The sequence below is a fragment of the Prevotella sp. oral taxon 313 genome (genome assembly GCF_003043935.1).
Taxonomy (GTDB): Bacteria; Bacteroidota; Bacteroidia; order Bacteroidales; family Bacteroidaceae; genus Prevotella; species Prevotella jejuni.
This window is the reverse complement of record NZ_PYXE01000001.1, coordinates 2818385-2840369: the sequence shown is the minus strand read 5'-3', so window position 1 is coordinate 2840369 and position 21985 is coordinate 2818385. Positions and strand designations below refer to the sequence as shown.

At 37.8% G+C, this 21985-nt stretch carries 20 protein-coding genes, 1 tRNA gene, 2 pseudogenes and 1 riboswitch; of the genes and pseudogenes, 11 read left to right on the top strand and 12 right to left on the bottom strand.

The window, feature by feature from the left end; genetic code table 11:
- The first annotated feature begins 1 nt into the window (after position 1).
- Genes AXF23_RS11150 through AXF23_RS11140 form a run of 3 tightly spaced genes read left to right on the top strand, consistent with a single transcriptional unit; the run spans position 2 to position 3115 of the window.
- A complete protein-coding gene (locus AXF23_RS11150; protein WP_107625876.1) occupies positions 2-1540 on the top strand; it encodes an RNA-binding domain-containing protein in 1539 nt (512 codons plus the stop codon).
- Positions 1541-1544: 4 nt separating this feature from the next.
- The gene (locus tag AXF23_RS11145; protein WP_009433954.1) at positions 1545-2276 is read left to right on the top strand and encodes a hypothetical protein; all 732 of its coding nucleotides are present in this window, start codon (positions 1545-1547) and stop codon (positions 2274-2276) included.
- The gene (locus AXF23_RS11140; RefSeq protein WP_009433879.1) at positions 2273-3115 is read left to right on the top strand and encodes an agmatine deiminase family protein; all 843 of its coding nucleotides are present in this window, start codon (positions 2273-2275) and stop codon (positions 3113-3115) included. Before AXF23_RS11145 ends, AXF23_RS11140 begins: the two co-directional genes overlap by 4 nt.
- Before the next feature lie 166 nt (positions 3116-3281).
- On the opposite strand, the gene AXF23_RS11135 is transcribed toward AXF23_RS11140, so the two are convergent.
- The 7 genes from AXF23_RS11135 to AXF23_RS11100 all read right to left on the bottom strand — a co-directional run bounded on the left by AXF23_RS11135 (position 3282) and on the right by AXF23_RS11100 (position 9290).
- A complete protein-coding gene (locus AXF23_RS11135) occupies positions 3282-3929 on the bottom strand; it encodes a hypothetical protein (RefSeq protein ID WP_107625343.1) in 648 nt (215 codons plus the stop codon).
- A gap of 2 nt (positions 3930-3931) precedes the next feature.
- On the bottom strand, positions 3932-4852 hold the full coding sequence (locus AXF23_RS11130; RefSeq protein ID WP_107625342.1) for a relaxase/mobilization nuclease domain-containing protein: 921 nt from the start codon (positions 4850-4852) through the stop codon (positions 3932-3934).
- The gene (mobC, locus tag AXF23_RS11125) at positions 4849-5202 is read right to left on the bottom strand and encodes a plasmid mobilization protein (RefSeq protein WP_107625341.1); all 354 of its coding nucleotides are present in this window, start codon (positions 5200-5202) and stop codon (positions 4849-4851) included. Before mobC ends, AXF23_RS11130 begins: the two co-directional genes overlap by 4 nt.
- A 143-nt stretch (positions 5203-5345) precedes the next feature.
- Complete coding sequence (locus AXF23_RS11120) at positions 5346-6275, bottom strand: toprim domain-containing protein (protein WP_009433995.1); 930 nt, start codon at positions 6273-6275, stop codon at positions 5346-5348.
- 482 nt (positions 6276-6757) lie between these two features.
- A complete protein-coding gene (locus tag AXF23_RS11110; RefSeq protein ID WP_107625340.1) occupies positions 6758-7948 on the bottom strand; it encodes a primase-helicase family protein in 1191 nt (396 codons plus the stop codon).
- Between the two features lie 3 nt (positions 7949-7951).
- A complete protein-coding gene (locus tag AXF23_RS11105) occupies positions 7952-8245 on the bottom strand; it encodes a helix-turn-helix domain-containing protein (protein ID WP_009433880.1) in 294 nt (97 codons plus the stop codon).
- A gap of 124 nt (positions 8246-8369) precedes the next feature.
- Complete coding sequence (locus AXF23_RS11100; protein WP_009433951.1) at positions 8370-9290, bottom strand: hypothetical protein; 921 nt, start codon at positions 9288-9290, stop codon at positions 8370-8372.
- A gap of 447 nt (positions 9291-9737) precedes the next feature.
- On the opposite strand from AXF23_RS11100, the gene AXF23_RS11095 reads away from it, so the two are divergent.
- From AXF23_RS11095 to mobV, 6 genes are all read left to right on the top strand, one after another.
- Complete coding sequence (locus AXF23_RS11095; protein WP_107625339.1) at positions 9738-11075, top strand: site-specific integrase; 1338 nt, start codon at positions 9738-9740, stop codon at positions 11073-11075.
- Positions 11076-11081: 6 nt separating this feature from the next.
- Positions 11082-12005 carry a DUF6043 family protein gene (locus tag AXF23_RS11090; protein WP_004342656.1) on the top strand — a complete coding sequence of 308 codons (924 nt, stop codon included), beginning with the start codon at positions 11082-11084 and terminating at the stop codon, positions 12003-12005.
- Positions 12006-12179: 174 nt separating this feature from the next.
- Positions 12180-12494, top strand: a complete 315-nt coding sequence (locus AXF23_RS11085; protein WP_004342657.1) for a helix-turn-helix transcriptional regulator — start codon at positions 12180-12182, stop codon at positions 12492-12494.
- Positions 12495-12498: 4 nt separating this feature from the next.
- Positions 12499-13689: a primase-helicase family protein gene (locus AXF23_RS11080; RefSeq protein ID WP_004342658.1), complete on the top strand. Its 1191-nt coding sequence runs from the start codon at positions 12499-12501 to the stop codon at positions 13687-13689.
- Positions 13690-14147: 458 nt separating this feature from the next.
- The gene (locus AXF23_RS11075) at positions 14148-15083 is read left to right on the top strand and encodes a toprim domain-containing protein (protein WP_004342659.1); all 936 of its coding nucleotides are present in this window, start codon (positions 14148-14150) and stop codon (positions 15081-15083) included.
- A gap of 182 nt (positions 15084-15265) precedes the next feature.
- Positions 15266-16606 (top strand): MobV family relaxase, encoded by a 1341-nt coding sequence (mobV, locus tag AXF23_RS11070; RefSeq protein WP_004342660.1) that lies wholly within the window; start codon positions 15266-15268, stop codon positions 16604-16606.
- 98 nt (positions 16607-16704) lie between these two features.
- Here the strand turns inward: mobV and ribA are convergent.
- Positions 16705-17334 (bottom strand): annotated as a pseudogene (ribA, locus tag AXF23_RS11065) (GTP cyclohydrolase II); the annotation flags it as partial.
- A gap of 139 nt (positions 17335-17473) precedes the next feature.
- Between ribA and AXF23_RS11060 the strand changes: the two are divergent.
- The gene (locus AXF23_RS11060; protein WP_225883635.1) at positions 17474-18226 is read left to right on the top strand and encodes a nitroreductase family protein; all 753 of its coding nucleotides are present in this window, start codon (positions 17474-17476) and stop codon (positions 18224-18226) included.
- A gap of 104 nt (positions 18227-18330) precedes the next feature.
- Here AXF23_RS11060 and erm read toward each other — a convergent pair.
- The 3 genes and pseudogenes from erm to AXF23_RS11045 all read right to left on the bottom strand — a co-directional run bounded on the left by erm (position 18331) and on the right by AXF23_RS11045 (position 20118).
- A pseudogene (gene erm, locus AXF23_RS11055) lies at positions 18331-19130 on the bottom strand (23S ribosomal RNA methyltransferase Erm).
- Between the two features lie 87 nt (positions 19131-19217).
- Positions 19218-19338, bottom strand: a riboswitch (FMN riboswitch).
- Between the two features lie 142 nt (positions 19339-19480).
- On the bottom strand, positions 19481-19912 hold the full coding sequence (locus AXF23_RS11050) for a hypothetical protein (protein ID WP_004342667.1): 432 nt from the start codon (positions 19910-19912) through the stop codon (positions 19481-19483).
- Between the two features lie 121 nt (positions 19913-20033).
- A tRNA-Leu gene (locus tag AXF23_RS11045) sits at positions 20034-20118 on the bottom strand.
- 188 nt (positions 20119-20306) lie between these two features.
- Between AXF23_RS11045 and AXF23_RS11040 the strand changes: the two genes are divergently transcribed.
- Complete coding sequence (locus AXF23_RS11040; protein ID WP_107625337.1) at positions 20307-21398, top strand: mannose-1-phosphate guanylyltransferase; 1092 nt, start codon at positions 20307-20309, stop codon at positions 21396-21398.
- 167 nt (positions 21399-21565) lie between these two features.
- Here the strand turns inward: AXF23_RS11040 and AXF23_RS11035 are convergent, their stop codons facing one another.
- Positions 21566-21964: an HIT family protein gene (locus AXF23_RS11035; protein WP_107625336.1), complete on the bottom strand. Its 399-nt coding sequence runs from the start codon at positions 21962-21964 to the stop codon at positions 21566-21568.
- Between the last annotated feature and the right edge of the window lie 21 nt (positions 21965-21985).

The following is a 21985-nucleotide window of genomic DNA, read 5'->3' as shown; positions in this document are numbered from 1 at the left end:
GATGATTATACAAGAAATAATACTCCGTAAAGAAGATCAGACATTTGACTGCAAAAGTATTCAAATAGATCCGAAGGCATTGGCTATCACCATCGTGGCATTTGCAAATGCTGATGGCGGAACGATTGCTATTGGTGTGTCTGATAAGACGAGGAAGATAGAAGGCGTGGATCAACATATAGAGAAGCTGAATGAGTTGCTGCGTGTTCCTTTAGATTTCTGTAATCCTTCTGTGCCTATTACCAGCAACCTACTGCCCTGTACTGATAAGGATGGGAACGACAACCATATCTTGTTGATGTATATCCCTGCAAGTTCGGAGCTACACGCTAATCAGGCAGACGAAGCCTATATGCGTGTTGGTGATAAGAGTAGAAAGTTGTCTTTTGAAGAGCGTATACAGTTGATGTACGACAAGGGCGAGCGTTATTATGAGGATACGGCTGTGTATGGTGCTACGGTAGATGATATTGATATGGCTGCTGTCGAAAGATATACGGAATTGATAGGTTATACCAAGTCTGCAAAGCAATATCTACAAGAGAACAATGGATTCTTGACTATAAACGCAAAGGGAGAAGAGCAAGTTAGTGTGGCTTGTATTCTGCTATTTGGCAAATATCCCCAGAAGTTCTTCCCTCGTGGACGCACTCGCTTTATTCGCTATAAAGGTACAGAGGAACAAGTGGGTGCAGATATGAATGTGATTAAGGATGTAACCTTTGAAGGAACGATACTTGATCAAGTGAAAGCCACGATAGCTTATCTTGAAACACAAGTGGAGGAGCATACGTTCCTTGGGCAGCATGGACAGTTCGTAACCCATAGAGATTACCCAAAGTTTGTGATACAAGAAATGGTAGTTAACGCTTGTTGTCACCGTGCCTACAATATTAAGGGTACGGAAATTCAAATCAAAATGCTTGATGATCGGCTTGTGTTCGAGTCTCCGGGCAGATTACCTGGAATGGTCAAGCCCTCTAACATCCGTCATACACATTTCTCTCGCAATCCAAAAATTGCCCAATTCCTCAAAGCGTACGACTTTGTGAAAGAATTTGGTGAGGGTGTGGATCGTGTGTGTAGAGAGTTGGAAGCTAATAGGTCGCCAATCCCTACATATCATTTGGATGATTTTATCCTTAAAATTACAGTTCCAAAAGTTATACATCGGTCTATAACCAATGGCTATGCGACTGTAAATACCAAAAATGCAACTGTAAATGCAACTGCAAATAGTCCAAAAGATACTGTAAATGCTCAAAACGCGACTGTAAATGCCGAAAATGCAACTATAAATTCCAATGATACTATAGATAGATTAATAGCAAAAGCAGCCAAACAGGGGGATAAACTTACAGCGAATCGTATCTCTATTTTACGACTGATGGTAGAAAACCCTTATATTACAAAGGAAGAAATGGCTTCTATTATAGGATTGAGTGGTAGTACAATCATGCGTAATATTGAATTTATGCGTGGCAAGTATCTTCGTAGAGTCGGCTCGGATAAAAGTGGCTTCTGGGAAATTATAGAATAGAAATATGGAAACGAATTTATTGCTTGCATTAAAACAGTTTCAGCATAATGTTGAAGTAAATCCCGATTGTTTAAGAAATTTAATAGGAGAGAAACTATTAGAAGAACAATTTTCCATGGTAGCAGACACCTTATTATTTGGTGGGTTTCTGTTAATAAACAGGAGATTTGAGATTTATGCCCATTCTATAGAATTTTATTTTCATGTAGAGAAGTCGGCTAATCAAGAGTTTGTTCATGATCCTGTTATGTTTCATCGAAATAAATTAGATGATGCAGATTATAGGACTGTGAATACACCATATTTGAAGATAGGAAGTTTCTATTTGCATAAATTTGGTCTGGATATTACTTTTGAGAAAGAAGGCGAATATCGCGCATCCATTCTAATCAAAACCTTTAATGTCGTTGATAGAAATGAGCAAAGTAATAAAGCAAATTTAAATAGAGATAAGAGGATGGCAAGCTCGTATATTTATGACTATCTCCAGTTTATGGAGCCAGACAATGATACATTAAAGTCGGCTATCCAAATGGAATGGTTACCAGAATTACAAATACTGCCATCATTTTGTTCTGTAGCAGCCCCACGCATTAATATTAATAAATTCGTCATTGATAACAATGGAAATCAAACCTCTATAAAGTCACCAGAGAAAGATATCCGACCATGGCGATACTATCGAAAAGAACCTTATCATCTGCTAACAAACTTACTAAAAGCAAGAAGGGTATGATATTATCAAGTCAAACCAACAGTGTATACTTCTCGGCTCATTTGGCCAATGACTATAGGCAATTGTACGAAGCGGTGAAGTCTGTCTTACAAGACTATCAGATACATGTAGATGTTTTGTGTAAGACTGCAGATTATTGGTGTCGTGACTATATGCCAATACAGGTTACGGATAATACTTTTGTAAAGTATAAGTACAAGCCAGACTATTTGAATAAGAGGGGAAAACGTGAGTTTATTACGAATGTAGACGAACCTTTATCTTTTCTCAATCTCAATGATAACAAGTTTATTAATCTCTCAGATATTACTATTGATGGTGGTAATGTCGTTAAGACTCCGTATCATGTTCTAATGACAGAAAAGATATTTATAGAGAACCCACAATATCAAAATAAATTAAAATTAATCTATCGCTTAGAAAAAGCTTTCCAAACAGAGATAATAATACTTCCTTGGTGTAACAGGTCGCAAGATAAGTGTGGCCATACAGATGGTATGGTAAGATTTGTAAAAGACAAAGAATTATTAATGGCAGACTATACCAATTTTGCTCCAAGAAATGGAAAGCGAATAAGAAAAATATTAGAGGAGAATGGCTATATTGTGCATGAACTTCCATTACCTTATACTATCAATGATTCGTGGGCTTATATTAATTTTCTGCAAACATCTAAGGTAATTTTGGTGCCTGGACTCAATTTAAAAACTGATAGTATAGCCTTAGAGTATTTACAGTCTTTATTTCATAGCCAAAAGATAATACAAATACCTGCTCCTTATCTAATTAGTAAATATGGAGGAGCCTTTAATTGTATGTCATGGAATATTAAAGAATAGATTTTCCGGATGTCTTCTTTTACTATATCTACCATAATAGCTTTTTATGCCTAATTTCTTGACAAGTAGAAGTAGTTATGAAGATCACAGTGTCAAAGACGATGGAAAAAGTGATATAACCAGCCCAACCAAGTATTCTGTTTGGTTAGGCTTGTTCCATATGAGGCTACTTCAGTTTCCTTTGCATCAGACTATCTGCTTTCTGCTTTAATTCCAAGTCGTAGCCATCAGTTTTCTTCTTGATATTTTTGATTGCAATTTCGTTTCGATGAATATCAAACACATCGTTGAGCCATAGGATTTCCTTTGGACTGCAACCTCGCCACACTCTGATAATTCGGAACTTCAAGGCATCATCTTTGTATTGTTGTTTGCTTTGCCACAAGAAGTAGTTGCCGACCAAAGAAACAAAACAAAGCATAGATACAGACACCATAGTAGTAAAGACTTTTGACGACTTGATGTCGAAACTGTGCCTATGAATCTGCTCCTGTGGTTGTGGATGCTCTTTCTGCTCCTGCCACTCATGTAACATAGTCAATACGCTTGCCACCAACTTATCAATAGATTTGGCTTCCTCATCCTTGATACGCATTTGTATGGCTATATACTTATTGAGTATCTCCTTCGTTTTCTGCTCATATTGTTTGAGCAGCTCTTGGTCTTGCTGTTCATTACTTTGCGCTGGAATAGTAGGTGTAGGAAGAGAAACAGAACTGATGTCCTTTTCTTTAAGTTCCCTTACTTCCTTGTAAATTGCCTCCAACTTGTTCTTGATTTCCTCAAAGAGAACAAATGTATTATTATCTGCCATAGTTATAAATGTATTTTACGTTTTTTCTTTTTCTTCTTTTTGTCGAGTGTGTTGTAAACTTCCGCAGGAACTGTACCGTGAGACTGAAATAGGTCTAATCCTCCCTCGATGAAGTCATTAACAAGTGTGCTCGTAGCATCTGCAACATCTGATATAAGATTGACGGTTCCTTGTGCCTGTTGACAGTTTTCTTTGTTAGTCTGCTGCAAGGCAAAATCAATCTTGGAATAGCTGCAACTCCTGTCCACCTTTGATCCGTTGAAATGATAGCCGTTCTTCTCAAAGACAATGCCCTGTACTTCTTGTGTATTGCCTTTGTATTTGAAGTGCACATCAATCCCTTCATTTCTCAGGTGAGCGAGTAATGATTTCCAATTCCTGCTTTTAGGAATCTTTTCCCTTAAAGCCTGATAAATCTCATACTTGGTCTTGTCTGGTTCTTTCAAGCGGTGTTCCTTGATTTTCTCCTTGCCACTGGCAAAGTATAAATCATATTTAGTGGTCAGTTCCTTACAAATCTTCTCGCTTCTGAATCTGTCGTTTTTGTCGGAGATGGTCTTGCCGTGATTGTCTATCCTATTGAAAGCAATATGGACATGCGGATGATCCTTGTCAAAATGGCGACCTATGATATACTGCGTATCTTTTATCCCCATTTTCTCCATATACTCACGAGCGACTTGTGTCATGAACTCGTTGCTTAATTTGAGAGAATCCTGTGTGGAGAAACTCAAGGAGATATGTCCGACGACCTTACTCACTCTTGAGTTTAGATTTGTTTGGTCGATGAAGCTCTGAATGATGTGGCTAATATCATCTGTCCTTACACCCGAACTATCTATAAGTTCCGTTCCTTTCTTCGGGTCGAGGATGTAGTTAATAACACCCTTGAAGCCCGAACCTTTCATTATCTTGGCAATCATTTTCGTATCAGATTTAGGATTTTGTCAATCTTGCCAATGATGATTTTGTGGAAAGGAGCAACGACATGAAACCCATCCGCATTGGCACGATGTGCCAATTGATTGAGATTGTTTGCCATTCCACACAGCTTACGGATGAAGTCTGCTTGCTCTACGGTCAGTCGTTCAATGACATTTCCTTTATCAAGAACTTTTCTTACAAACTCACTCATGGTTACTCCTGCGCTTTTGGCTTTGCCTTTGAGCGTATAGTAATCCTGCGTATTCAGTTTCACCGTGATACGGTATTTCTTCTTTTCGGCTACGCCCTTGGTTGGGCGACTACCTTTTTTATATTCTGTTTTTATCATACTTGTTTCTTTAATTTGATTTGATGGAGACCAGCGGGATGATTCTCTGCAACGACTGTCAGGAGGTGGGCAAGTGGTTTTGGTATGCCCAAAACATAAACTTGCTCCCCCAGTAAACAGATTATGTAAAACTATTCTTGTAATCATAGCTTAATCCCTTTGGTCTTCTTATTTTCTGCTTTCTCTGAATGCTTGAATTCAGCACATAAATAGTCGTTTAGATCCTTGAAATCACTATACAAAGAAGATGAATCTAAGACTGAACGACTCAATTCTTTCGATAATTGTTTATAAGCATTCCTGCCTGCATCGTCATTATCCAAGTAGCATTGGATGCTGTCGTAATGCGACAACTTCTCTGTAACCTTATGAATATTTGATACAGAATTGAGGACTATGTAATCTTGTTGGCTTAGCCCTGTCCGCTGCGGATTCTTCAATTTTCTTAGTGTAATAAAAGACAAAAAGTCCATAAAACCCTCGAAAAGAAAGCAAATCTTCTTCGACTCATGGGCATAGAAAACACTAATATCCTTTGGAGCAATGCAGCCTTTGAAGAACGGGTTGCGTATTTCATACCCACCTGCACTATTGGGAAAACCTATCCCAAAATAATGCTTACCATTAGAGTCGTAATGAAGTTCTTTACACACAATGGTAGCTACTTCCATGTCAATACATCTTTCATATAAGTATCTGATAAGGGCAGGATGTGTCAAAGGTAGAACTTTTAAGTTCTCAAAGGGGTGTGCGTGTTGTGGTGATTCCTTCCTTGAATAAGGAATAGATAAGGGATGCACACAACTTAGAGCATTGCGTTCTATCTGTCTAATAAGATAGGACACATCGGAAGACTTATATAGTTCCTCTGCCAGAGCGATGATGTTTCCACCTTTTCCTATTCCAAAGTCATACCATTGGTTGAGATTTGTGTTTACCTTGAATGAAGCATGGTGTTCTGTACGAAAGGGGGAGAGATACCATAACTTGTTACCTTGTTGTTTGATAGGTGTATGTCCCAGACTTGCAAGAAAATCTTGCAGTCTTATTGTTTTAATTTCTTGAATGTTCATATTACAATGAAGTTGAATGGTTTGAAAAATTGATGATTTGATGAAATGAAACATAATCTACTCGTTATAAACGACTTATGTACTCATCGTAGCTTCATCACAATGCCTACCAAAGTAGAATATACTTTTATGCTTCATAGAAGTGCCAAAATCTCGATTTCATGACTTCGTTATTTCCCGATCTCGCTCTCTAACATTTTCCCGAAATACAGAGATTTCTCCGTTATAACACATCTGACCTTGTTTAGCAAGTTGTACTTTTGTGCGGACAAAAGTGTTACCGATTTCGCGAAATCGGGAAATGGGGTCGCAACTCACATAAAGGAGCCAACCAAAAGAGAAACTTGATATATTTCTCTTTTGGATAGTATAGAATACTTCTTTCATCATTCCTTTATACTGATGAGCAAAAGGATGAATGAGTAAGACATTGTCAATCAGAATCTTATATACTCCTTTCATCATTTCATCAAAATAAATGATTAAATGTTTGTGAGTAGTTCTTTGGTCGCGGTGTAGTACCTACCTGTCCTCTTGATGGGCGAATAGTTCCTGAAGCTATTGTAGTCAATCTGATAGGTGAGATAGGTAAGACTGTTGGGAGCAGGCGAGAGCTTCCAAATATCCTGCACAATCCTACGGACTTGGCTATTGTCAGCCTTGCAGCCTGTGTTGTTTAGTAGGCACACCATATCATTGATACAGAAAGAATACTCGGTAACCACCATCTGCTCCATTACCTCTAAGCAGAGTTCAGACATTTCCAACTCTATCTTATTTCTATTGCTGCGTATTATACGCTGTAGAGCGGGTGTAAAAGTCAGCTTGGGTGCAAACCACATACGACTTTCCTTTTGGGTAGATAGCGTGCGATGCTGCAGGAAATAAAGAAAGGCAGGTATCTCGGCTTTCAGCTTTTGCAGAAAGTCGGTGTCGTCACTATCAAGCCTGTTTATTTTTCTTACCCAATATCGGTTTTCTCCCACATCAATGATGACAGGGAGTAACTCGTTATTGGAGCAGAGCACGAACTTAGCAAAGAAGGAGATTTCGTCTCTGTCTTTGCCTTTTGCTTCCACCTTATAAGAAAGTGTCGTACTGAGGTTTTTGAGCCGCTCGCTATCTTCCCTGCGGTTGAGCAAAACTTCGTCCACAACGATAAGCAGTTTCCCTGCCCAATCAGCATTGAACTGGCTGCGAAAGTCCTCATTCGTGTTGAAAGTTACATTATTCTGGAAGACAGCTTTAAGGAAATTAAGGAATGTACTCTTGCCTGTATTCCTTTCTTCTGAAACCATCAAAAGGATGGGAAGTTTCTGCACGGGTTGGAGATAGAGTAACTGCAAGTAGTCTATGCCCAACTCATATTGCTCCCCGAAAATGTGATGTACCAGGGATTCGATGTGTGGAAACTCTCCTTCTTTTGGCTGGTGCCCTATTGGTTCATAGAGATTAAGAAACTTATCGATCACAGGTTGATAGTTCACATGGTTGGGAACTGTGCAAAAGCCGTCATACTTTGGGACTGTGGCTATGAAATCCTTTCCATAGTCCTGCCGCAATGTCTCATTGTTCCACACAATACGCTTTTTGGCGAAACCGCCATTGATGCGTGGTTGGTTCACAATCTTGTATAAGGTTGTGCCAACACGGATAAAATCTTCGTGTGCCATAAGTTACTTCTGCATTAAAGGTTTGCTGCCCATGATATACCTTTGGGCTTCTTGATTTTTCTGTGCAGAAGTTTTAATAGGGTTCTGCCGTAGCCATGCTTCAAGTTCTGCTTTCTCAAAGTAAAGCATCTTTCCTTGTGGCTTGTAATGCGGTATCAAGTTCCCAGAAGTAAGTTTGTAGAGATAACTCTTGGATAGATTTAAGAACTTGCTTGCTTCCTCGAAACTAAGCACGTTCTTGTTCATGAAAACCAGTTGTTCGAGTTCTTCAACTCGCGTTTCTAATGTTTTGTCCATATTGCAAACATTTTGAATTAAACAATATGAAGGTGCACCTTCGCTAATTATTCGTTAACGAGGACAAAATTAGAAACGATAAAAGTAATTGGCATTGAGCAATGTTTGAGGTATCAACCTATGCTCAACCTTTTTTCAGTTGTTTGATGTATTTATCAATAGTTTCCCATCCTTTCGGCTGCTTCATATTGATTTGGTCTGTTGCAGTGGAAAGATCGGTGCGTGTCAGTGATGTATCTTTTGTCTTCCCTAATACAAGTTCATTACGAGCAATCGCAGATTGCCATTCATCTGTAATGAATCCTTTCAGATTAAGACTCTGCATGAGATATGCCAGTTGGCGGTTGTTGTTTGATTTCAAGACACCTTTTAGTTTACAAGCAAAGAAGTCTTTGAGAATATTGGAGGATATGTTGGTCGTGAATAATTGAATTTCGTTGATGCAAGTGGTAAGAATCTCTATTTGCTCTTCCGTAAAATCAGATTGAAATGGATTTATTTCTTTACCAACAATGACAGGTTTCTTTTTCTGCTCACATGGTTCATCGTTTACCAAAATTGAAGAGCGAGGCTGAACGGTTTGTACCTCTGTCAATTCTATGCGGTCTATTTCTCCCATGAGATATTCTGTGTAGCGTTCATACAAAATAGCATCGACAAGATAAGAGAACATCGGCAGGGCATCATTATAGTAGATATGTGCCTCAATGTACTTTGCATATTCAAATGAAGATACGGGGAAAGAGGTATATTTCTGTTTTTGTTCTTTGGTCAGTGATTCAAAAAAGGTACTTTCCCACAAGAAGTCGCCAGCATTGTAGTACTCCTCTACACATGCGAGAGCAGAATGATTGAGATAGATGGAAGAAAGTTCATCGGTTATTCGGATATATTCTTTCTGCAAAATCTCTTTGAACTGTATATTGTTGATGCAACCTTTCTTCCTCAGAATATTTCCAATGAGCACATTGTAGGTCTGAGTAATGCAATAGCTTAATATTCGTTGAATACTGTCAAGCTGTATCTTTAGATTGTCATTTTCCATTTTTTCAATTTTCTAAGATAGGTATTGTTTACAAAGATAGGGCATTCGTTGGAGAAAAAGCCAAGAAAGGGAAATAAACAGAATAAAAGGGAAGAGTTGTCGTTAATTAAATATAAAACTAAGAGGCGAAAAGCTATAAAAGTACACCTTTCTCATTGTTTTGTTACAAAGTACACTTTTAGTACATACTGAAAAAGAAAAATCCCTTGTAAATCAGCGATTTACAAGGGATTTGTAGTACCCAGACCCGCATTTGAAATATTAAATATGGGAACATCTTATTTAATCCTATTAAATCTCATTATTTAATATAAATAACTAATAATCAATGCAATAAAGTAATAACGAATTTAGTTTGGTTGAAAGTGATAAAAATAAATTTAGGATGATTGGGAACAATTTGGGAACAATTATGTATCTTTGCAGCAGAACTAAAAGCATTGATTTATGAAGGTTACTGCATTCATCCGAAAGACCGCAAAAAAGAATGATACGGATAGTATGGCTACTATCTATTTTCGTTTGCGTGACGGAAAGAAAGACATTAAGGCTGCAAGTGAGCTTGTAATTAATCCCAATCATTGGAGTAGTGAGAAGCAAGGGTACAAAGACCGTGTTGCGCTGGTTTCTGAAGAGAATAAATTACATTTGGCGCAGAGTATACAAGATATTGTGTCAGTAATTACAGAGCAATATACAGAAGAAGCAGATAGTGAATGGCTGGCAATGATTATCAACAAGTACCATCATCCTAATCGTTACAAAACGGAAGAAGAGTTGATGCAGGAAAATAAGCCAAAACTCTTGGAACTCTTTGATAAATTTCTGATAGAACATAAACTATCAGCAGTACGAGTAAAGAACTTTAAGGTTATTAGGCGTTCATTGGCACGGTATGAAATGTATGTGAAGACCGTAAAGCGTGGACATCGTGATTTTATTCTTGATGTAGATGATGTAACCTCTAACACTTTAAGGAATATGTGGGATTTCTTTGAAAATGAGCATATCTATTATGAGAAATATCCCAAGCTATATGAAGCGTTTCCAGAGAAGCGTGTTCCATTACCAAGAGGTAAGAACACTTTAATAGATAGATTTTCTCGCATAAGGACGTTCTTTATTTGGTGTTATGATAGAAAGATAACAACAAATCGTCCTTTCGACGAGTTCCCATTAGATGAATGTACCTATGGTACACCTTATTATATTACACTGGATGAACGTGACCAAATATTTGATGCAGACCTATCCGCACATCCACAGCTTACCATTCAGAGGGACATCTTTATCTTTCAGACCTTGATAGGTTGTAGGGTGAGTGACTTATATAGGTTGACGAGAAGAAACATCGTGAATGAAGCTATTGAGTATATTCCCAAAAAGACCAGAGAGGGTAATCCTGTAACGGTAAGAGTTCCTTTGAATAATAAAGCTAAAGCTATATTGGAACGGTACAATGACTATAAGGGAGCAAAGTTGTTCCCATTCATATCCGAGCAGAAATATAATGTAGCTATCAAGCGAATCTTCGAGGAAGCTGGAGTTGATAGGATAGTAACAATTCTGGATCCATTGACTCATGAAGAAGTGAAGCGACCCTTGTACGAGGTTGCAAGTAGCCATTTAGCAAGACGTACATTTATCGGCAATATCTACAAGAAAGTAAAAGACCCTAATTTGGTTTCAGCGTTATCAGGACACAAAGAGGGAAGTAAAGCCTTTAGGCGATACAGAGATATTGATGAAGAAATGAAGAAAGACTTGGTTAAAATCTTAGACTAAATCCGTATGACAGATAAATTTGAAGAGTTTAAATGCCTAATAAAAGAGTGGCTTGATACACATCCTAAAGAGTATGGTTCATTTGTTGAAGAAATGAACCGTAAGGATAGTGCAGGATTTCAGAAAGTGTTCATGTTAGTAGTGAGGTTAGTTCCCAAATACAAAGATGCTGTAAAAAAGAGAATATCTAACGATACTCTGAAAGACTTTTCTTCCTTGGAAGGTATCTTGACTAATTCAAATCTTGCAGAGAACTTGGTGAATGAGTTCCATAACATCGATAAACACTCCATTGTACCAGCTATGCTTGCATGGCTGTATTATGGCAGAAGTTACGAGTGTATGGTAGAACAGGGTGAGAGCCTTATTCATAATAATAAAACTAATAGAGTTCATAGATGGATTTTGTCGTTGTTGGTCAAATACATTATTCATAAAAGTATATCTTCTGGAGAAAGAACCAAGGAAGATTGGGAGGAATTTAGATTGTATAAACATTCCTTATCCACAGATACAATTGTTGAATCAGCATTGGAAGAAGCGAAAACTTCTGATGGTAACAGTAACAATGTTATCAACAAGAAGCGTGGCAGACCAAAGGATGAAAGGAATTTGAAGGAACTTTTAAAGCCAGAAGCAAACGAAGAGTTGCTTTCTAAGATAAGGAATAGAATATTAACCAAGCCAAAAGAGAAAGATATTGTTTATCTCAAAATTGCTTTGGAAGAACGGGGCTTACTTAACGAATGTGATATTGCGCCATTTCATAGAGCATTATCCGACTATTACAACGTTCAATTAGTGGGACTTCGTGGTGTTCAAAATGCCTATAAAGAGCTTTCAGAGACTATTGGAAAAACAGGAATTAGGTTGATGGATAAGGGAGAAGACCGTGCTTCAATAGATGAATTCAAGACCTTTTTATCCTAATAACAGTTCGTTTAATTCGTTTAATATTTAAGCGAATTAAGCGTTTTGCAATTCGTTGAAAATCAATCATTTTTCGATATAAATTTGCAGTCGTCATCTCAACCGAGGTGGCGACTTTTTGTTTGCAAGCCACCGACAACAGGAAGTCAAACAAGCTGGTGGAGTCTAAAAAATATGACCGATATTTTATCTATCATTCAAGGCTCTAACGCACATGTGCGATTAGAGGTGTCTGGTGAGGATTTGTTGGCATTTTCCAACGACCTTATTAACCGTGCAAAAGACGAACTTACAACCATCGTTGAAGAATCACGTAAGGAACGCTTTCTTTCTAAGGAAGAAGTAAAACAATTATGTGGAGTCTGTGATGCTACCTTATGGCATTGGGGCAAGAAGAACTATCTGAAGCCTATAAAGGTAGGGAACAAGGTCAGATACAGAATGTCTGATGTGCAGAAAATCTTAGGTAACGCAACCTCAAAAATCTAATACTATGGAAAAGGAAGAATATATCCGAGTTGGTACCACCTTATATAAATTGGTAGACCAACCCAAATTAGGAGGTGGCTTTGTACGCAAGCGTATCGTATGGAACAACGAAACGCTGCGCCAAGACCATGGCAAGGACTTTATGGCAAGTGTACCTAAGTACAATGGCTTCTGTACCTTGCCAGACCATGTGAACTATCAACCAGTTGTAGCAAACTTCCTCAATCTCTATGAGCCGATAGACCATGAGCCCAAAGAAGGAACATTCTCACACATAGAAGCCCTTGTATCGCATATATTTGGTGAACAGTACGAGTTAGGAATGGATTATTTGCAGCTGCTCTATCTAAAGCCCATTCAGAAATTACCTATTCTTCTGTTGGTATCAGAGGAGCGCAATACTGGTAAAAGTACTTTTCTCAACTTCCTTAAAGCCATTTTTAAGGACAATGTAACCTTTAACACCAATGAAGACTTCCGCAGTCAGTTCAATGCCGACTGGGCAGGAAAGCTCATCATCGTAGTAGATGAAGTGCTGCTTAACCGTAGGGAAGACAGTGAACGACTAAAGAACCTAAGTACCACACATACCTACAAGGTGGAGGCCAAAGGAAAAGACCGCTCTGAAATAGCTTTCTTTTCCAAATTTGTACTCTGCTCCAACAACGAGTATCTCCCTCTTATCATAGACATGGGAGAAACCCGCTATTGGGTGAGAAAAATAGAAAAGCTGCAATCTGATGATACGGATTTTCTCAAGAAGCTCAAAGAAGAAATACCTGCCTTCCTATTTTTTCTCCAGCATCGCACACTAAGTACCCAAGAAGAAAGCCGTATGTGGTTCAATCCTAAACTCACGGAAACACCAGCTTTAAAACGAATTATTAGGAGCAATCGTAACAAGTTGGAGATTGAAATGGCAGAACTTGCCATTGACATCATGAAGCAGATGAATATTAAAGAGTATTCTTTCTGCCTAAACGACATAGTTACGCTACTCAACTATACGCAAGTGAAAGCTGAGAAAAGCCATGTGCGAAAGATAGTACAAGATATTTGGAAATTGCAGCCAGCAAGCAATACACTTTGCTACACCACCTACCAGATAGACTTCAATCGCCCAAACTATTATTCCGATGTAAGGAGAATGGGCAGGTACTACACCGTCACTCTCGAACAACTTTCAGAGAAATAAATACTATTATTTTGATGAAATGATGAAACAAGAATATAAGCTACTGAATATAAGGAGAATAAATGCTCATCAGAAATCCATCAGAAATAAATCATGGATGAAGTGTATAATTGCTGTCCAAAAGAGAAATAGTGTACTATGGTGCCAAGTTTCTCTTTTGGTAAGCAGTAAATCCTGAGAACATAGAGTAGCGATTTCACTACTTCCTGAAGTAGCAAGCACTTTTGTCTGCACAAAAGTACAACTTGCTCCCCAAGAAAAAATATCTTATCTGGTAAATAGTGATAAGATGAAACCGTGAAATAACGAAGTAAAGATATAGTTGCACAAGCATCACTTCCCCTTTAGTTTATTTTTTTGATGAAGAGTTGATGTATAATATAAACACTCATTATCAAGCACTTACAAGTAAACTCATCAAATCATCAATTTTCTAACAACATCTAAGCCGTACAATTATGAACATTGAAACAGCAAAACATATCAAATTGCAGGACTTTCTGCAAAGTATAGGGCATACACCTATCAAAATTAGTGGCGAGAAGTTATATTATAAATCGCCATTTAGAAACGAAACACAGGCATCATTCAAGGTAAACACAAAGCTCAACCTTTGGTATGACTTCGGACTTGGCAAAGGTGGTAGTATCATCGCACTTGCAGAAGAGTTATATCATTCAAGAGATATTTCCTATCTGCTTGCACAAATAGAAAAGTCAGCTCCAGGCATATCCACTATGAACTATCACTCCTACCAACCTACAAGGATTACTACTCCAGAAGAACCTGCTTTTAAGAACATAGAAGTCTGCGAACTATCTCACCCTGCCTTACTTCGTTACCTCGCGGAGCGCAAAGTGGATATTGCGATAGCTCAAAAGGAATGTGTAGAACTACATTTTACCTATAAGGATAAAACCTACTTTGCTATAGGCTTTGCTAACAAGATTGGTGGCTACGAACTGCGCAACTCTTTCTTCAAAGGCTGCATAGCACCTAAATCATTTACAATTGTCAAGGCACAAGAGCAAGCCAACATCTGTTTGATATTTGAGGGTTTTATGGACTACCTTTCTTATATGACCTTGCAAAAGCAAGGCAAGGGTATCTTAACCCTTAATGATGGCAAGCCAGCTGGAGTTTCGGACATTATTATCCTTAACTCTGTCACCAACTTGCAAAAGGTAAAGAGCTTTTTAGCCTCCTACGCACACATCGTTTGTCTTTTCGACAACGATAGGGCTGGTCAAACAGCCTACGTTGAACTCTCTAAAGAGTTAGGTGCAAAGGTAGAAGATGGCTCCGTGGCTTACTCAAAGTATAAGGACATTAACGACCTACTTTGTGACAAGCCTATTACCACTCAACAACAACGAAAGGGAAAAGGGCTATAACTCCTCGCTTACTGCCCTATGGATATTTCACAAGCGAAATACCATAGCTCATTAGGGCATTTTCTTTACGCAGCCGTTACACTCCTCTGCTAAAAATGACCAATGAGCAAAGGGGAAGCCCCTTTTGAAACCCCGAAGAGAATCATCAACCTAAACTTAAAACCAAATAATTCAAGACAACTATGGGATACGCAGTACTACATTTAGAGAAAGCAAAAGGAGCCGACACGGGTATGTCTGCTCATATAGAGCGCACTATTCATCCTAAGAATGCAGATGAAAGTCGCACTCATCTAAACAAAGAACTCATTGAGTTTCCTGATGGAATCCACTCCCGAAGTGAAGCAATAAGCCATCGCATCAATACGGCTGGCATCACTCGCAAGATTGGTAAGAACCAAGTAAGGGCTATCCGTGTGTTACTCACAGGTACATTCGAGGATATGAAACGTATAGAGGATAAAGGGCAACTTGATAGTTGGTGTCAAGACAATATACAATGGTTACAGGAAACATACGGCAAAGATAATGTGGTGTCGGCAGTCCTGCATATGGATGAACACACGCCACACATCCATGCTACGATTGTACCTATTGTTACCTGTGAGCGAAGGAAAGCCAAGAAAGAGGAAGAGAGCGGTAAGCGGAAGTACCGAAAGAAGAAAGCTGGTACAACTCGGTTGTGCGCTGATGATGTGATGGTACGGAATAAATTAAAGAATTATCAAGATAGCTATGCTCAACTGATGAATAAGTATGGCTTAGAACGTGGTATTGACGGATCGGAAGCTAAACACATTTCTACCTCAGAGTATTATAAATCACTCATTGGGGAAACAGAGAACCTGCAAAGCGAACTACAAACACTTGAAACGAACAAGGGACAGTTACAGTCGGAACTCAAAGAGGTAAAACGGGATATTAAGATGGAAAAACTCAAAAGCTCTGCCGTAAATGCAACAACAGCCATTACTGATAGCGTATCTTCTCTTTTCGGAAGTAATAAGGTAAAGCGATTAGAAGAAGAAAATAAGCAGCTTAAAGCAGATAAGACTACTTTGGAAGGGAATATCTCTACGCTCAAAAAGCAAATGACAACTTCAGAAATGGTGTATAAACAGCAGGTGGAGACCCTAAAATACAAGTTAGCTCAATATGCTACTAACAAGCAATCGGAAGATAAAAAGTTGGAAGAACTTATCCCTTACCTTGCTGATATTAAGGCTATCGTGCGTGAATGTTTGCAAATGGGTTTTGCTACGCACTTGATACGAGCCATTGCATGTTTCAAAAAGGTCAGTTTCAGTGGCTCGCTTTATTCTAAGCAGCATAATCGCAAGTTTGATACCGAACAATCTGTTGCTTATATTAAGAATGTAGTTCGTGCAGAGCGCAAGAACAAATGGCAGTTGTTTATTGATGAACTACCGGTGGTAGATTGGTTTAAAATGAAATATGAGCAATGGAAAGAGAAACAAAACCTTATGCAACAACCCACACAGCATTCAGGAATAAGGAGATAGATTGTGTTCCTTCCTCTTTTTGGTTGAAAGTTATATTGTAAATGTTAGTTATACCGTATAAGGAAATATTTCTATATATTGCTTATACGGTATTTTTTCTATAAATGTAATTTATGCCCCATTCTATCTCGCTTTGTCATAAGATATTTTATATCGTAGCTATTTGGAGCAATTTCTAAAGGAATAGTATCAGTAACTATTATTCCACAACGTGACAAGCTTATTGACTTATCTGGATTATTGGTCAATAAGCGGATTTTTGTAACCCCTAATTGTTTTAATATTTCAGCACCTATACTATAATCACGCTCATCTGCGTTATGTCCCAACTTTAAGTTTGCCTCAATTGTATCAAAACCTTCTTCTTGAAGTTTGTATGCTCTCATTTTTTCCATTAATCCAATACCTCTTCCTTCTTGATTGAGGTAAAGAATTAGACCTCTTCCCTCTTTTTCAATGAGTTCCATTGCTTTATGCAATTGCTCTCCGCAATCACAGCGCATCGATGAAAAAATATCTCCCGTAGCGCAGCTTGAGTGCATTCTAACGAGGAGCGGGCTATCATCTGTCAAATTGCCCTTAAAAAGTACAACGTGCTCTTTCTTTGTCCCAATCTGCAAGAAAGGAATTAATTTAAATTTACCATAGGAAGTAGGCATTTGGACTTCAACCCCTCGTTTTATAGAGGAAGTTCTTTTAATCTTGTCCCTTATGAAGTTAAGGGCTAATTTTAACTTTGTAAGATTCTTGAAATTTACTTTCGCCATAATCATAACTGAATAAAATTTAAAGGAGACAAAAATGCCACAAATTCTTATAGACAGAAAAACATGTTCTAAATGCAATACTTGCGCAACTGTATGTGTAATGGGAATCATTGATAAATCGACAGCCTTAAATTATCCAACCATACCTGAAGAAAAATTGGATTATTGTTTAAAATGTGGTCATTGTGAGTCTTTTTGTGCACAGAAGGCTCTTACCTTAGATTTCCTTCTTGACGAAAAAATTAATACGTCTTTTTTGGATAGTCAGATTGAACCACAGAATATAGCATTGTATATAAAAAGTCGACGTTCTGTGAGACATTATTCTTCAAAGACAGTTAATAAAGAGTTAATTGCTAAAGTTATTGATATAGCCCGTTATGCTCCATCTGGAGGGAATGGACAACCAGTAAAATGGATTGTTATTCATAAACCATCAGAGGTAAATCGTGTTGCAAGTTTAACCGTTGATTGGATGCGAACTATTCAAAACACATCACATCCTCTAGCAGATTATGTACCTGCAATAATTTCAACTTGGGATAGTGGTTTGGATTTGATTTGCCATAATGCTCCCCATTTACTTTTTGCACATGTTCCTATTGAGCCAATTGATGACCCTACCGAAGCAATTATTGCTTTGACTCATTTTGATATTGCTGCGCCCGCTTTTGGTATCGGTACATGTTGGGCTGGATTCGTAAAGTTGGCTATAGACAATTATAAACCATTAAAGGATTTGTTATCAATACCAGAAGAACGTAAAGCGGCTTGTCCAATGCTATTTGGATATTCAAGTTATAAAATAACTTCTATTCCGAGACGCAATCCTGTGGATATTACATGGAAGTAAAATAGAAGTTACTTAATGACTAAAATGGTGTATTAAACAGTTAATCTTGATTCAGTAAAAAAAATAATTTTGTTTTACTGAATCAGACTCTAATCAACTAACAATTAAGAGGGATGGTTTTTTTCAGGAACTCTCTCCAACATTTCCAAAAAACAACATTCCCATTGTTTTGCAGCCAAACTAACAATTTGACAATTAAGATTTATTCCATATTTATCAGCAATAACTCTGACTTGACTTTTTCTGAATATTGTCTTTAATACAGTTCTGGCTGGCAAATCGGGTTTTTGCAACAAGAAAGTGAGAAAATTCAGATATTTTCTTTTCAATTCATAACTTATTGACATTTTTTTCTTTCAATCTTTAAAAGTGCTGACTTGACTTTTGGTGGTGGCAAAAAACTCTCATGAGATATTTCATACATAAGTTTTAAATCAAAAAAAGTATGATAAAACACAATATATGGATTGAAAACTTTTTTTGAAAATAACTTTTGGGCAGGTTCAAGTTGCATTATCAATGAACCACCCATAAAATGCTCAACACTATCAAACATCAAGGATTTTAAAATTTCAGAAGTTATTCTGAAAGGGATATTAGACACAACTTTAAAATTTCTTTTTGGTATGGTGTAACATCTAAAATCACAATCAATAATTTTGACATTCGTGTTGTTAGAAAACTTGTTTTTTAGAATGGACAATAGCGATTTATCATTCTCTATTGCAATTATATTTGTGCATTGACGAACTAAATGAACAGTCAAAAATCCTTTTCCGGCACCAATATCTATAACAGTGTCGGATTCATTTATTTTCGCAATTTTAATTGCATCATCTATCAGCACTTTATCTATAGTAAAATGCTGTCCCGTGTATCTTACGGGCAGTTTATTTTTTATCATTACTTATTTCTTTAATTAATAGTGTCAATTATGTATGTTCGGGAAAATAAATAGCCAAAGAAATGCCTAACGGAAAGTTAAGCATCACAGTTTCTTCTACCATCCAGACTATAACTGTCGGTATTGGAATTACACCAATTCAGTCCTATAAAAAGGAGTTGCGGACTATACCGCCGATAGGGAATTTCACCCTGCCCCGAAGAATACGGCACAAAAGTACAAAATTAATTCTTATTAGAGGATTGTTTGCACCTTTTTCATTTAATGTGTGTTGAAGTTGAGCTATACAAGTGATAGTGCATTTTGTTCTAAACAGTGTTTTGACATATTACCATTTTCGTGTCTTTATCTTAATCAGTTTTAAGAGATGATTTTATATCATTTATAATGGATTCTCCACGTTCAATAGCTAATAAATCATTATACATAGCAATATTCTGTATTTCCTTGATAGAGTAATCAAGAAACGATTGTGGAAGGTATTTCTGTAGTACACCCTTAATTTCCGTAAGTGCTTCATTAAAGGCATTTTGTCTTTCTTTGATCCAGTCCGCTTGCTCTTTTACCTTACCCTCAACTTCATGAAGATAATCCTCTATTTTCAGCTTTGTTTCATCATTTAATTGGCTATTTATATCAACAATTCCGTTCTGTATTACATATATGCCAATCTTATTAAGATTTGTAGCAATATTAACATAGTTGTTAACTTCTTTGTCTAAATCTAATTTTCTTTTCTGTAATTCTTGACAGAGACTCTTGAATTTTTCTACTTTTTCCATTTTATAGGTTTATATTAGGTTATTATTTAATCCCATAATATTCTGATTGGGAACATTTTGGGAACATTTATAAAATAAGAAAAAGCTAAGTGTTTGATTATAAACAACTTAGCTTTTTACTTGGTACCCAGACCCGGGCTCGAACCGGGATGGGTTACCCCACTGGTGTTTGAGACCAGCGCGTCTACCTATTCCGCCATCTGGGCATGGCTGTTGTCTGAACAACGGGTGCAAAGGTAGAGAGAAAATCTGAATGTGGCAAATTTTTGAGGGATTATTTAATGACAATACGGTGATTCGTTAGTATTTGCGGTATTTAACATCAAAAGATTTGGAGGTATGAGTTATATAAGGTACCTTTGAGGAAACAAATGTTAGTTAGCTTAAATAAATAATGACTACGAAACAAAACAACTATTGCGTGATTCTTGCCGGTGGCAAGGGACGAAGACTATGGCCGTGCAGTAGAGATAAACACCCAAAGCAATTTATAGATTTCTTTGGTGTGGGTCGTACTCAACTTCAACAAACCTTCGATCGATTCGCTCAAGTTCTTCCTAAAGAGAATATTTATATCAATACAAGTTGCGATTATCTCGACTTGATTAGAGAACAATTGCCAGAGGTATCATCCGACCGTATCATGGCAGAGCCGATACACCGTAATACTGCACCAAGCGTTGCGTGGGCAGTACATCGTATCATGATGTTCGATCCCAAAGCTAACATCATTGTATCTCCCTCTGACCAGACGATTGTTAACGACAATGCTTTCTTTCGTAATATTACCGATGGACTACAGTTTGTTGAGAACAACGACGCTATACTAACCATGGGCGTTAGCCCGACCCGACCAGAGCCAGGTTATGGGTATATCCAAAAGGGTGTCTACACTGGCAATGGTGATATATATAAGGTGCAGGCTTTTACAGAAAAGCCCGACCGACAATTTGCACAGATGTTCATGGATAGTAAGGAATGGTGCTGGAACACAGGTCTGTTCCTTTCTAACACCAACTACTTACGCCAGTGCCTTTATGGTTTTCTTCCATCCGTCATTCGTGATGAGGAGAGCGGAGAGAAGATTACTACAATTGAAGAAGAGGAAGCTTTCATACATGAGAACTTCCCACGTTATCCAAACATATCTTTAGATCATGGTATTCTTGAGAAGTCTGATAATGTTTATGTTATGAAATGCGATTTCGGATGGGCAGACCTTGGAACATGGCATGGTGTCTATGAGTCACTAAGCAAGCGAGAGGGAGATAATGTCATCATAGACTCTGATGTTATCCTTGAAGATGCTACCAATAATATCATAAAACTCTCCAAAGACAGACTGGGTGTCATCAACGGTCTTGATGGCTATATCATTGCAGAAAAAGACAACGTATTACTTATCTGCAAGAAAGAAGATTCCTCAGCATTGGTAAGGAAATATGTGAATGAGGTACAGATAAAAAAGGGGGATGAGTTTGTATAAATAAAAACCTCCCCCAACCCCTCCAAAGGAGGGGAGTAGCAAATTGGGTAAAAGTGGGATTACTTTGCTAAGCGAAGCTTCCTTATATTAAGGAAAATAATAAACGGGGATATGCAATGACTGTATATCCCCATCTTGATAATATCTTATTCCAGAAAAGCCAAGTGTTATTCCAATTCCTGGAAAGCCTTGAAAATCTTTGCAGCAATCTCTTTCTGCTCTTCTGCCTCAACTTGTACGTGATGCTTGAAATCAACATCAGCCTCATTGTTCATTGGCAAGAGATGAATATGTGCATGATTGACTTCCAGTCCCAACACAACCTGTGCTACCTTCTTACATGGAAAGACTGTCTTTATAGCGCGTGCCACCTTCTTGGCAAACACTTCAAAGGCAGCAAGCTCATCATCATCCATATCAAAGATATAATCAACCTCCTTACGAGGCACAACAAGTGTATGCCCCTTTGTTACTGGATCGATATCAAGAAACGCATAAAACTGCTCATTCTCTGCACACTTATAACTGGGAATCTCCCCAGCAGCAATCTTACTAAATATTGTCATACTAACCTCCTCTTGTTTAGT